The following is a 12,679-nucleotide window of genomic DNA, read 5'->3' on the forward strand; positions in this document are numbered from 1 at the left end:
TTGACGTACATCCAATTGCCTATGGTCGATCATCACTCAGGAGGATCATTTCATGATCGACTACCGTCCATTTGCGTCGATCGGCCACGCCGACCATGGCTGGCTCAAGGCCGCGCATCATTTTTCCTTTGCCGGTTATCACGATCCTGCCCGCATGGGCTGGGGTGCGCTGCGCGTCTGGAATGATGACGAGATTGCACCGGATAGCGGTTTTCCCTCTCATCCGCATCGGGACATGGAGATCATCACCTATGTTCGTCAGGGGGCCATTTCACACCGTGACTCGCTGGGTAATGAGGGCCGGACCGAGGCAGGACAGGTGCAGGTCATGTCAGCCGGCACAGGGATCGTTCATAGCGAGGCCAATCTTGAGGCCGTGACCACCACGCTCTTTCAGATCTGGATCCAGCCCGACCGGCGTGGTCACGCGCCCACGTGGGGGACACGGCCTTTTCCGGTCGAGGCACGGGCCAATCGGCTGGTGACGCTGGCCTCTGGTGTTGAAGGTGACGACGATGCGCTGCGGATCAATGCCACGGCACGGGTCCGGGCAGCGACGATCGAGAAGGGCCGCGCGCTTGAGTGGCAGCTCGAGCCCGGTTGGTCGGGCTATGCCGTTCTGGCCTCTGGCGATGTCACGCTCCTCACTCCCGGATCGCGCGTGAAACTCGCTCCACGCGATGGGGCTGCGCTGCGTGACGAGGCTCTCGTGACAATCGAAGCAGCCAGCGTTTCGGAAATCGTGATTGTCGAAACACGCGACTGATCATCAAGGGCATGATGGGGCTTGGGCAGGCATCGCACCCATCATGCCAGGCAGTCTGGCAGGACCGCCCTTCGCCGGCGTCAATTGTGACGCACGATGTCTAAACGTTCTTCCCTATACCCTCCCCCCTAGGGTATAGGGAGTATATGAGTCCGCCGAATCATCGAAAAATCGCCCTTCGCCTCAAGCAGGCCCACGGCCATCTGGCGACGATCCTCGACATGATCGAGGCCGATCGAAGCTGCGCCGATCTGGCCCAGCAGATTCAGGCCGTCGAACACACCCTGCGCAATGCCAAGCGTGCCCTGATTCAGGACCATGTCGAGCATTGCGTGATTGAAGCGATGGAAGATGGCGGAACCGGGCGTGACGATGCCATGCGCGAATTTGCCCGTCTCGTTAAATATCTCTGACAGGGGCGTCGCATGATCAGATGTCTCGCCTCGACGCGCAGCAGGATTTTGGCTGTCTCTGTCGTTCTGACAGGTCTTGCGGCTTCATCGTGTCTCGGCGGCACGGCACAGGCAGCAGAGGCCTGGCGTCATGTCTTCACGCTGCCTGAGGAGGCGCAGCGCAACGAGCATGTCGTGATCGTCTCTTTGTTACAGGGCGAGGTGTTCCCCTCAGTGCAGGCGATGGCACGGGTCGATGCCGATACGAGCCGGGTTATCGATATCCATGCAGCCGGTGCAGGCAAGGTCATGGCGGTGCATGTGACACCCGGTCAGCCTGTCAAACGCGGCGAGGCTTTGATTTCCTACACCGATCACTCCCTGCATGAGCTTCAGCTTCAGCGTGAACAGGTCGATGCCGCCCTGGCTTCGGCGCGTGCCGGTGAGGCGGAGGCGACGATGCTCTATCGTCGCGGTGCGGCGCTTGTCGGGAGTGCGGTCTCACGCGGGGAGCTTGAACGACGCCGGATGGTGCTCGAACAGCAGCGTGGACTGGTGAAAGCTCGAGAAGCGGACCTTGCGACGCTCGAACACAGGCAGACGGAGGAATTCACCTCCGTAACCGAGCGGATCGTGCAGGACGAGGCATCGGATCTGATCAGCCCGGTCGATGGCGTCGTGCAGGCTGTGCGCACCTCTGTCGCAGCCGATATCAATGCTGGCGACAATCTCGTGACCGTGGTCGATCTCTCCCGCCTCTGGCTGAGCGCCGATCTCTCGCCCGAAGATGCTGCCGGACTGGCGCCCGGAGGCAAGGCGCGGTTTCGCCCGGCCAGTCAGGAAAAGGGACGGGTAATCGAGGCGCGGATCACCACCGTGGCGGGGCTCGCCGATCCTGCCACAGGGCTTGTGCGCGTGGTCTGCACCCTCGATCATCCACCTTCTTCACTGCGCCCGGGCATGATGCTCGATGCGGCTTTCCAGACCGGCGAGGGGACGCAGGGGCTGCGTGTGCCGGTGGCAGCGCTTCAGCAGATTGATGGTGAGGATGTGGTATTCCTCCAGCAGGATGCCACGCATTTCATGCCCGTTTCCGTGCAGGTCAAGGCGCGTGACGACGAGCAGGCCATTGTGAGCGGGGCCTTGCACGATGGCGACAGGCTGGTGGGCGAAGGCAGCTTCACGCTCAAATCAATGGCGCTGCTCTCTTCCATGACAGCGGACTGAGCGCGCCATGTGGGAATTCCTACAGCGCAGCAAGCTTGCTATACTCGCGCTTTGCGCGATGCTGGTCCTGGCCGGGCTGATGGTGGTGCCGGGACTGCCGGTCGAGCCCGTCCCTGATATCTCGCCCCAGCAGGTGCTTGTTTCGGTCACATCGCCGGGCCTTGCGACGGAAGAAGTGGAAAAGCAGATCACCTTTCCGCTCGAAGCGAGCCTGACGGGACTGCCGGATCTGATCGATCTGCGCTCCGTTTCGCGTACGGGGCTTTCGGTCGTCTATCTGCAGTTCAGCGATACCTCCAATCTCGATCTCGACCGGACACGGGTCAATGAGCGTCTGCAAAAGGCCCGTGAGGCCATTGCCGTACCGGTGAGTGTTGCGATGGGGCCTCTGGCCACTGGCATGGGCGAGATCATGCAGATGCAGATCGATGGCGACGGACGTTATTCGCCGCTCGACCTCAACAGGCTCATGACCTGGTCCGTGGCTCCGCAGTTAAGGCTCGTGCCGGGCGTGGCTGATGTGAATGTCAATGGCGGGGCCGAGGAGACCTATACGCTGACCCTTGATCCGGCCCGCCTGCGTGCCCATGACATCGCGCTTGGCAGGATCTATGCCGCGATAGAAAGCAATAATGCCTCATCGGGTGGGGGCTGGATTGCACGCGGGGCGGAGCAGCAGGTGGTTGTGGGTCGCGCCCTTGTCGGGTCGCTGGCCGATTTCGGGGCCATCCCTGTGGCGATGGGGGCCAACGGGCTGGCCATTCGCCTGCGCGATCTGGGCCGCGTCTCGCTTGAGGCGCGCCTGCGCCTCGGCGCTGTCACGCGCGATGGCAGGGGTGAAATCGTCAACGGTGTCGTTCTCATGCAGAAAGGCGCCAGTTCCAATGCGACGCTCGATGCGATCGATGCTGCGTTGCCAGCCATCCAGCAGACGCTGCCCCCGGGCGTGACGCTAAAGCCATTTTACCGGCGCTCGACCCTGACTGACGAAACCATACGCACCATCAAGGAAAACCTCGTCCTCGGGGCGTGTCTGGTTTTTGTGACGCTGCTTGTCGTGCTGGGGAACTGGCGTGCCGCGCTGGTGATTGTTTCTGTCATCCCTGTCTCGCTCGTCATGGCTTTTGTCGGAATGCGTGTTTTTGGCATTTCGGCCAATCTGCTCAGCCTCGGCGCGATCGATTTCGGTATGATCGTGGATGGCTCGCTGGTCGTGGTCGAGCATCTCATGGTCGAGCGCGCCCGCAACAGATCGGGGGAGAGCCTCGATTCACTGGCCATTCACACCGTGCGCACCGTGCTGCGACCGGTCAGCTTCGCCATTTTCGTGATTATCATGGTCTATCTGCCCATCCTGACCCTGCAGGGGGTGGAGGGCCGTATGTTCAGACCCATGGCGCAGACCATCATCATGGGGCTCGTGACCTCGCTCATTTACTGCTTTGCTGTCGTGCCAATCCTCTCTGCGCTCTTGATGCGTCATGCGCCGCAGGACCGCGAAACGCGTGTCGTCCAGTATCTCAGGCGCCGTTATGAGCCGGCTCTGGACTGGTGCGCTGCGCATACACGCAGTGTTTTCATGGGAACAGCCTGTATCTTCCTGCTCGCGCTCGTGCTCGCCTCACGGCTGGGCGGCGAATTCGTGCCCCAGCTTGAGGAGGGGGCGCTTGTGGTCAATGCCATGCGCCTGCCAAGCGCCTCTCTGCCGACTGTTCTGGCATCGGTAACGCAGGAAGAGCGCCTGCTGCGCAGTTTCCCTGAAGTCGAGACCGTGGTGAGCAATACCGGTACCGCCGCCATCCCGACCGATCCGATGGGAACGAACGAGACGGACAGCTTTGTGTTCCTCAGGCCACGTGATCAGTGGCGTGCGGGGATGACCCAGTCGAAGCTTGTGAGCGCCATGAGCGCCAAGCTCAGTCATGACCTTCCCGATGCGGCCTATTCGTTCACCCAGCCGATCGAGATGCGCATGGACGACCTGTTGTCGGGTGTGCGTACACAGCTGGCTATTTCGGTCTATGGCGATGATCTGTCGATGCTCGACAAGCTGGCCGCGCATCTTGTGAGCGTGATCGCCTCGGTGCCGGGCGCTGCCGATGTCGCCCAGCAGGGTGAGGGGACGGTGGCGTATCTTCATATCGACATCAACCGCGATGCTGCGGCGCGACTGGGCGTTGCGGTGCCGGAAATTCTCTCCACCATCGAGGCGGTAGGTGGCCATATCGGGCGGCCGGTGATTATCGATAATGCCCTTATACCGACACAGATCCGCTTTACCGGCGGTGCAGTGGCCAGTGCAACCCGTATCGGCGGGTTGCAGATCAGGCGCGAGGACGGGCGCGGCTGGGTTCTGCTCAAGGATGTTGCGCATATTACTGTTGATGAAACGACGGCGCGTATCGACCGGGACAGTCTGCGCCGTCGGGTGATCGTGCAGGCCAATGTGCGCGGGCGCGATGTCAAATCTTTCGTTCTTGCTGCACAGGCGAAGGTCGGGGCATCGCTGCATCTGCCTCCGGGCTACAGGCTCGAATGGGCGGGCCAGTTCCGCAATCTGGACTCAGCCATGACGCGCCTCGCGCAGGTTGTGCCCGTGGCTCTGGTTATGATTTTCGTTTTTCTGGTGCTGGCTCTGGGCTCACCCCGGGCGGCGCTGCTGGTTTTCATCAACCTGCCGATTGCCGCCACAGGGGGTATTTTTGCCCTCGCCATCAGGGGGCTGCCATTCAGCATTGCCGCCGGAATCGGGTTCATCGCGCTGTTCGGGGTGGCCATTCTCAACGGTGTCGTGCTGGTCAGCCAGATCCGTGATTACCGCCTGACGGGGATGGGCGCTGCCGAGGCGGCCTTTGCCGCGGCAAAGGCCCGCTTTCGCCCGGTTCTGGCCACGGCTTCGGTGGCCAGTCTCGGCTTTTTCCCCATGGCGTTTTCCGGCAGTGCCGGGGCCGAAGTCGAACGCCCTCTGGCAAGCGTCGTGATTGGAGGGCTGATCACATCAACCCTCCTGACCCTGCTTGTGCTGCCGCTGCTCTATGCACGGTTCTTCAGCCGGGAGGATGCGTCGCGTCCGGCGCAGGAGGTTGATCAGCCCATGCGGTGAAGGGCGCAGAGCTTGTTGCCGTATGGATCGCGCAGATAGGCGAGATAGAGCGTACCGATGGGAGATTCGCGCGGGCCGGGGGGATTTTCGATGGCGGTACCGCCATGCGCGACACCGGCCTTGTGCCACGCATCGACGGCTTCGGGTGAGTCCGCCTTGAAACCGATCGTTCCGCCATTGGCGCCGGTTGCGGGTTCGCCATTGAGCGGCGTGGTGATCATGAGCCTGCCACCATCATGCGTATAGAACAGGCGGTTCGGGGGCACCATCTCACCTGGCGGACAACCAAGCGCACCCAGAGCGGCGTCGTAAAACGCTTTCGAGGCTTCGAGGTCGTCACTGCCTATCGTGATATGACTGAACATGAACTCTCATCTCCTGATGATGAACCCGAATGTGAGGTTGCGTGTGACGTATCCTATCCACCATCCGGGGGCAGAAGGCTCTGCCGCGGGGGAGGATCGGGAGATCGGGCGAGGCTGTCAATCCGGCCCCCATCCCGCTTGGAGGCGGGCGGCGCAGGAAAAAGGAAGTAAGGACGGGGCCATGCGGCAAAAAGGCCGGGAGCGTTTCCGCACCCGGCTTGATTAGGCGATTGGCGCTATGAGGCTGGTCGCGCTGCGCTCAGAGGCTTGCGCTGACGCGCCCGAAATAATAGCCGCCGGTGAAGGGCACCTGATTGGAGAACTGATCGTACATCGACCCACCTGCCGGCACGAGATTGCCGGGCAGACGACGAGGGCGGACGTTGAACACGTTGTTCACGCCGATGGAGGCATGGACGCGCGAGGTGATCTTGTAGCCCACCTCAAGATCGGTCAGCCAGCGGGGTGTGTTCTTGAACTGGCCAAAGCAGGAATTGGAGTAACGCAGGGCGCCACCGCTGTCACAGGTTGCCGAGGCCGGGGTCCAGTCCTGATAGGTCATCATGTTGGTGGTTTCGCCATAACGGCTCTGGCGGATATTCACATCCCACCTGCCGATGGTCCACAGCGCGTTGAGAATGATCTTGCTGCGGGGTGTGGCGGTGGTGATGTAGGCGATGGTCTGCTCGTTCAGCAGCGGCTTGCCGATGGTCGAGATGCCATTGTGATGCAGGCGTGTGCGGTTGAGGTTGAACGCCGCCATCAGCGCCAGATTGCCGTAATCATGCATGTGCACAAGATAATCGGCCTTGATATCCAGACCCTGCGTGCGCGTGCTTGCCCCGTTCGACAGGAAGTAGGCCGAAGACGCTGCCGCATTGGTAGCGGTCGGCGAGACATCGAAGCCGAAAGAGCGGATGGCGTCCAGCGCCTGTGCGCCGCGCTCCGTGCCACCCTGCACGATACGGTCACGCAGATTGATCTGGTACACATCGGCTTCGACATGCAGGCCGCGTACCGGCTCCATGGTGAAACCCGCACTGGCATTGACCGAGCGTTCCGGCTTCAGGCCCTGAGCACCCAGCGAGCGGGCGGCGGTGGACTCCACCGGGAGCTGACCGCCAACGCTGCCGGTACCGGCAAAGATGTTCAGACGACTGAAATGGGATTCCTGCAATGTCGGCGCACGGAACCCGTTGGCGATGGTGCCACGCAGCGCGAAGCGTCTGGTGAAATCATAGCGCGCTGAAAGCTTGCCGTTTTCGGTGTTGTCAGTGTCGGTATAATATTCGTAGCGGCCTGCCACATCGATGGAGAGCTTGCGCGTGGGGCGGAAGGTCGCATCCACATAGGCCGAGTAGATGTTGCGATACCATGTGCCTGCCGATTGGGGCGGGATACCGGCATGTTCCACCGGGCCGCCATCGAGATAGGACTCCGGATTACCCGAGATGATCTGATAGGAGTCCAGACGGTGCTCACCGCCGAACGCCAGGCTGACCGGCATGGACCAGATATTGAACCCGCGACGCAGGTCGAGATTATTCGTCCATTGCGTGTTCTTCTGGGTGTAGTCCCAGAACTTGCTGGGTGAATAGCCTGTGCGGGCAAGTTCGCCCAGATTGACCACATCGCGGATGCTGATGCGCGAATTATCGCCGCCATAGACTGTTGAGAGATTCCAGTCGAAGCCGAACAGGTTCTCGCCCTTGAGGCCTAGCTCGGCGGCGTAATCCAGTTCATCATCCCCCGTGATGGGGCGGAGTTCGCTGATGCCTGCGGCGGGAACAACATAGGGGTATTTATAGGCGCGCATTTCGGCATGGCGATAGCCGAGCGTGGCCTGTCCGTAGAGTTCGATACCGGCAGCAAGCGGCTTGCCGAAATTGAGCGCGAAGGTCTCGCGTGTTTCTTTCGGTGTGCTCAGATAATCGGTCTTGCGACCGCGCCAGCTTTCGGAGCCTGGTTTAACGCCCACAAAGTAGTTCTTGGTATCGGCGCCGGCTGGCCAGTAGCCAAGCAATGCATGATCGGGGCCCCAGGCAATAGCGTGCTGTGTCTGATAGAACTGCGCGCCCAGATGGACATAACCATCCTTGCCGAGTTTGAACCCGCCATCAGCGTCAAGCTGGTATTGCTCGCCACTGCCGAGATAGGCATTGGCACCGCCCTGACCGCTGAGCGTCAGACCGTGATCCTTTTTCTTGGTAATGATATTCACCACACCGGCGATGGCGTCTGAACCATACATGGCGGCGGCGCCATCCTCGAGCACCTCGATATGGTCGATCATGTTGCCAGCCAGCATGTTCAGATCGACGCCTGACGAGGCAAATTGCGGCCCCGGCTTCTGCACGATATTGGCGGTGGAATGACGACGCTTGCCATCGACCAGAACCAGCGTCTCGTTCGGCCCCAGCCCACGCATCTGGATGGACGACACCAGCGAGTTGGTATTGGACCCGCGCGCTCATGGTGATGGAGGGATAGGTGCGCGTCAGCGCATTGGCGACGTTCAGCTCGCCCGAGCGCTCCAGCGTCTTTGAGGAGATCACCACGACGGGGCTGATGCTCTGGCGGGCCTTCACATGGCTTTCACGCGTGCCTGTCACGACCACCTGCTCGGCATCGTCGGTGCTTTTGACGAATTTGTTTTTCTTCGTCAGGGCCGTGGTCTTGTCGGCTTTTTTCTGTGCGACGTCCTGCGCCTCGGCGGCGCTTGCGGCATCGGCAGCGCGGCTCACGAAGGGCGTGCAGGCAGTCGTTGCAACGAGGAACAGGGCAAGTCTTTTCACCGGTCTCTCCGACACGTGTCTTGGATGTAACGGGTCGCAAAAGCGTTACCGGGAGCGTTTGAGTAAAGTTAAGCTTTTATGGCAGTATGTCGAAATATTTCTGTTGTATAATCATCTGTTTCTGCAGAAGATTTGAATGTCCGGAGACAATTTGTATATGGATCATACTATAAGAACACCCATATAAATTTCATGTATAGATTATGGGATAATTTCCATACGCAAGTCTTGGGGCGGAATGGTCAAGCCATGATCAGGTTGCGTCGATACCTGAGGCCTGTGTTCGTTCCCATCCTGGCCATGGACTGTCATGTCAGGAACTGATGAAACAAGCCGTGATGTCGTGTCGAACATGTAACTACTTTGTAAATATATTTTCATTCTGATTGGCGATTGAACAAGTTGGGAGGCGTCTTGCTGTACCTCGGTGGGGCAGCAGAGTGGGATGTCATAAACTTGTCATGGATTGGATCATGAAAGCTGACAGGCTTTTTGCCCCTCGATATGCGGTGTTATAAAGTCAGCCGATCAATCGCGCCGCGCGGACGATACCATGGGTGGGCCATCCTTGGCCCGCTCGCTATGGCGTTCGAGGCCCAAGCAACAAGGGTGTCGGCCTTTAGCTTTGCGATTTGCAAAATATCGTATGTTATGGATTGATACATTATATCATTATCCAGAGCTGAGCTGCTGCCCATGACCCGTGCCCGTCTATCGCTTTTCCTCTCATCGGCCCTGTTCGGTGCCGTAACGCTTGCCGACGCTGCACGCGCCGATGAAGGCATGTGGACATTCGATCATCTGCCCAACGCTGCTCTGCAGAAGACCTATCATTTCAAGCCTGATGCCGCCTGGATCCAGCACGTCGTGCAATCTTCGGCACGTCTGGCCGAGGGATGCTCTGCCTCCTTCGTGTCAGGCAACGGCCTGGTCATGACCAATCATCACTGCGCCAATTCATGCCTTGCAGCATTGTCCGACAAGGATCACGACTATTTCCGCGACGGGTTCTACACAAAGGACCTAGCCGATGAGCGCCAGTGCCCCGGTATGGAGCTCGATCGCCTCGACACCATGAAAGACGTGTCTGCCCCTGTGGCTGAAGCCACCAAGGGCAAGCAGGGAGCCGCCTATTCGGCAGCCCTGCAGGAAGTGGAAAGCAAGCTGACCAAGGATTGCGTGGGCGGTGACGACGCGCATTGGCGCTGCGACATGGTCTCGCTCTATCATGGTGGACAGACCGCGCTTTACCGTTATCGCCGCTACAACGATGTGCGCGTGGTGATGGCCCCCGAGCAGGGGATTGCTTTCTTTGGCGGTGATCCGGATAATTTCGACTATCCCCGCTACGATATCGATCTGTCGATGCTGCGCGTCTATGAGGGCGGCAAGCCGGTTAACACGCCGTTCCTGCAGTTCGATCCGAACGGCCCCAAGGCGGATGATCTGGTTTTCACCTCCGGCAATCCGGGGCGCACGCAGCGCGGGCTGCCTGCTGCAGCCCTTGCGTTCCAGCGTGATGTCGCCAACCCGGCAATTATCGCCATGCTTTCGGTGCGTGAGGGGATGCTGTGGCAATACAGCCGTGAAAGCGCCGATCACGCGAAACAGGCAGAAAATACGCTGTTCGGTATCCAGAACGGTCTGAAATCCTATTCCGGCACTCAGGCAGCACTTCAGTCAGGCGATATTGTGAGCCGACGTGAGAAGGAAGATGCCGCCCTGCAACGCTGGATCGATGCCGACCCGGCGCGTCGTGCTGCTTATGGTCAGCCTTTTGCCATGGTGGACAAGGCTGTTACGCTTGAGAAGGATCTGTTCACGCGTAATCTGGCCATCGGTATGGTTTTCCGTGGTTTCCTTGATGACGTCATGACCCTGGTGGAAGGGGCCCATGAGCGGGCCAAGCCCGACGCCAAGCGTCATGCGGGCTTCCATGATGCCCAGCTTGGCGAAATCGAGACCAGCCTTGGTGCGAAAGAGCCCTTCTATCCCGACCTTGAAATCGCCTCTCTGGCACTCAGCCTGACCAGCCTGCGTCAGGTGGCAGGTGCCGATGACAGTCTTGTCCATCTGGCCCTTGGCAATGATGCACCGGAAGATGTGGCGGCGCGCCTTATCAAGGGGACGCATCTGGCTGATCCGGCGCAACGTCTCGCTCTGTGGAAAGGGGGTCTGAAGGCCATCGAAGCCTCGACTGATCCGCTGATCGTCTTTGCCCGCAAGCTTTATCCCGATTATGCGTCACTCCACGATCGTATGCGTGACGACGTTGCGGCCCCGCTGCACAAGGCTCAGGGCGATATCGCCCGCGCACGCTTCGCTCAGGCCAAGGCCGAAAATCGCCTCGATGCGTTGTATCCTGACGCCACGTTCTCGCCCCGTCTGTCTTATGGCACCGTCAAGGGCTGGCGTAAGAATGGCACGGATGTTGCGCCCTTCACGGATTTTGCGGGTATGTACCGTCACGCCACCGGCAGCGAACCTTTTGCTCTGCCCAAGCGCTGGCTGGATGCGAAGGCCAATCTGGATCTGGCAACGCATCTCGATTTCGTTTCGACCAACGACATTGTGGGGGGTAACTCCGGTTCTCCGGTCATTAATCGCGAAGGTAAGGCTGTCGGCCTGATCTTCGATGGTAATCTGCCGAGCCTTGCGGGTGATCTCTATTACGACATCAGCAATAACCGTGCTGTCGCGACCGATACGAGCGCCATCATCACCGCGCTCAGAGTGGTCTATAACGAGAAGACACTCGCCGATGAGCTAACCAACGGCCATCGCTGATCTTCGGTTGTACCAGTGCAGGAAGCGGGTAGCGCGCGGCGCTGCCCTGCTTCCTAGGGAGGTAGAAACCTCTTCCAGTCCATTCGTCTGGGTTCTGTAGCGGCGATGCCATCGCGGCTGCTGATAAGGTAAAGTTACCCGACGTACGAGCCTCTGGCCCAGGTTGCGGCATAACCGCAATGCCGCGTGCGGCCGCAGCCCAAGTCAGAGCTTTCTTCTCGGTAATTCCAGCATCCAGGGTTTTCAAAGGGCGACGGCCCTTTGGTAGGGTGTGGGGCAAGGCCCCACTATCCCTCAGATGACAGGCGTACCGCCCGTCACGGCGATGGTAGCACCCGAGATATAGCTGGCCTCGTCGCTGGCCAGCATGACGTAAGGCGCGATCAGCTCGACAGGCTGGCCAGGGCGGCCCAGAGGGGTGTCCTCGCCAAAGACATGCACATGGTCGCCATGCATGGTGGCAGGAATGAGCGGTGTCCAGATCGGGCCCGGGGCAACGGTGTTGGAGCGAATACCCTTCTCACCAAGCAACTGCGCAAGTCCGCCGCTGAAGTTCTGGATGGCGGCTTTGGTGGCAGAATAAGCGAGCAGACGCGGCTTGGGGCTGTCCGCATTGACCGAGATGGTATGAATGATCGAGGCGCCGCGCTTCATATGGGGAACAGCGTGACGGGTCAGACGGAATGTCGCGCCGATATTGGTGGCAAACGTATCGTCCCACTCATCTTCCGAGATGTCCTCAAGAGCGAGGCGTTCGACCTGGAAAGCGGCGTTGTTCACCAGAACGTCGATGCGGCCGAAGGCCGAGACTGTCTCATCGATCACGGATTTGCAGATCTCGCGTGACTTCAGGTCGCCGGGGAGCAGCAGCACCTTGCGGCCCGCCTTTTCGATCCAGGCAGCTGTTTCCGCGGCGTCGTCGGCTTCCTCGTCAAGATAGGACAACGCGATGTCGGCGCCTTCGCGCGCAAATCCGATGGCGACTGCACGACCTATGCCTGAATCGCCACCTGTAATGAGGGCAATCTTGCCCGTGAGACGACCTGAGCCCTCGTAGCTCTCCTCACCATGATCGGGGAGGGGCGTCATGGCTTTGGTCTGACCGGGGATGCGATCCTGAAGAGGGGTATCGAAGGGGGGCTTTGCGTAATCGGTCATGGTGAGGCTCCGTTTTCCGGGCAGCGGTCAATTGCCACAGGCTGCGCGTTGCACCCTATTCATCGCGAAAACGTGAGGTCTAGTTT

Annotated in this window: 9 protein-coding genes; 6 read left to right on the plus strand and 3 right to left on the minus strand. The window is 59.9% G+C overall.

From position 1 onward, the window contains the following. The first annotated feature begins 52 nt into the window (after nt 1-52). From F3J08_RS03795 to F3J08_RS03810, 4 genes are all read left to right on the plus strand, one after another. Nucleotides 53-766 carry a pirin-like bicupin family protein gene (locus F3J08_RS03795; protein WP_166928492.1) on the plus strand — a complete coding sequence of 238 codons (714 nt, stop codon included), beginning with the start codon at nt 53-55 and terminating at the stop codon, nt 764-766. 146 nt (nt 767-912) lie between these two features. After that, nucleotides 913-1,179: a metal-sensing transcriptional repressor gene (locus F3J08_RS03800; protein ID WP_122040320.1), complete on the plus strand. Its 267-nt coding sequence runs from the start codon at nt 913-915 to the stop codon at nt 1,177-1,179. Nucleotides 1,180-1,191: 12 nt separating this feature from the next. Further along, on the plus strand, nt 1,192-2,385 hold the full coding sequence (locus F3J08_RS03805; RefSeq protein ID WP_166928493.1) for an efflux RND transporter periplasmic adaptor subunit: 1,194 nt from the start codon (nt 1,192-1,194) through the stop codon (nt 2,383-2,385). A gap of 7 nt (nt 2,386-2,392) precedes the next feature. Next, nucleotides 2,393-5,488 (plus strand): efflux RND transporter permease subunit, encoded by a 3,096-nt coding sequence (locus F3J08_RS03810; RefSeq protein WP_166928494.1) that lies wholly within the window; start codon nt 2,393-2,395, stop codon nt 5,486-5,488. Here the strand turns inward: F3J08_RS03810 and F3J08_RS03815 are convergent. Further along, entirely contained in the window at nt 5,473-5,853 is a 381-nt protein-coding gene (locus F3J08_RS03815; protein WP_166928495.1) for a VOC family protein, read from the minus strand. The genes F3J08_RS03810 and F3J08_RS03815 overlap by 16 nt on opposite strands. Before the next feature lie 259 nt (nt 5,854-6,112). Continuing rightward, on the minus strand, nt 6,113-8,281 hold the full coding sequence (locus F3J08_RS03820; protein WP_240149114.1) for a TonB-dependent siderophore receptor: 2,169 nt from the start codon (nt 8,279-8,281) through the stop codon (nt 6,113-6,115). 160 nt (nt 8,282-8,441) lie between these two features. On the opposite strand from F3J08_RS03820, the gene F3J08_RS17105 reads away from it, so the two are divergent. Together F3J08_RS17105 and F3J08_RS03825 are read left to right on the plus strand one after the other, a co-directional pair. After that, complete coding sequence (locus tag F3J08_RS17105) at nt 8,442-8,678, plus strand: hypothetical protein (protein WP_240149115.1); 237 nt, start codon at nt 8,442-8,444, stop codon at nt 8,676-8,678. A 666-nt stretch (nt 8,679-9,344) separates the two neighbouring features. After that, the gene (locus F3J08_RS03825; protein WP_166928496.1) at nt 9,345-11,435 is read left to right on the plus strand and encodes a S46 family peptidase; all 2,091 of its coding nucleotides are present in this window, start codon (nt 9,345-9,347) and stop codon (nt 11,433-11,435) included. Nucleotides 11,436-11,729: 294 nt separating this feature from the next. Here the strand turns inward: F3J08_RS03825 and F3J08_RS03830 are convergent, their stop codons facing one another. After that, the gene (locus F3J08_RS03830; protein WP_166928497.1) at nt 11,730-12,593 is read right to left on the minus strand and encodes an SDR family oxidoreductase; all 864 of its coding nucleotides are present in this window, start codon (nt 12,591-12,593) and stop codon (nt 11,730-11,732) included. Nucleotides 12,594-12,679: the final 86 nt, after the last annotated feature.

Source organism: Asaia sp. As-1742 (assembly GCF_011753235.1).
Classification (GTDB): domain Bacteria; phylum Pseudomonadota; class Alphaproteobacteria; order Acetobacterales; family Acetobacteraceae; genus Asaia; species Asaia bogorensis_B.

Coding starts and splice junctions, on each gene's coding strand:
- F3J08_RS03795 (WP_166928492.1), top strand. CDS start 53: ATGATCGACTACCGTCCATTTGCGTCGATCGGCCACGCCGACCATGGC.
- F3J08_RS03800 (WP_122040320.1), top strand. CDS start 913: ATGAGTCCGCCGAATCATCGAAAAATCGCCCTTCGCCTCAAGCAGGCC.
- F3J08_RS03805 (WP_166928493.1), top strand. CDS start 1,192: ATGATCAGATGTCTCGCCTCGACGCGCAGCAGGATTTTGGCTGTCTCT.
- F3J08_RS03810 (WP_166928494.1), top strand. CDS start 2,393: ATGTGGGAATTCCTACAGCGCAGCAAGCTTGCTATACTCGCGCTTTGC.
- F3J08_RS03815 (WP_166928495.1), bottom strand. CDS start 5,853: ATGTTCAGTCATATCACGATAGGCAGTGACGACCTCGAAGCCTCGAAA.
- F3J08_RS03820 (WP_240149114.1), bottom strand. CDS start 8,281: ATGCGTGGGCTGGGGCCGAACGAGACGCTGGTTCTGGTCGATGGCAAG.
- F3J08_RS17105 (WP_240149115.1), top strand. CDS start 8,442: ATGGCTTTCACGCGTGCCTGTCACGACCACCTGCTCGGCATCGTCGGT.
- F3J08_RS03825 (WP_166928496.1), top strand. CDS start 9,345: ATGACCCGTGCCCGTCTATCGCTTTTCCTCTCATCGGCCCTGTTCGGT.
- F3J08_RS03830 (WP_166928497.1), bottom strand. CDS start 12,593: ATGACCGATTACGCAAAGCCCCCCTTCGATACCCCTCTTCAGGATCGC.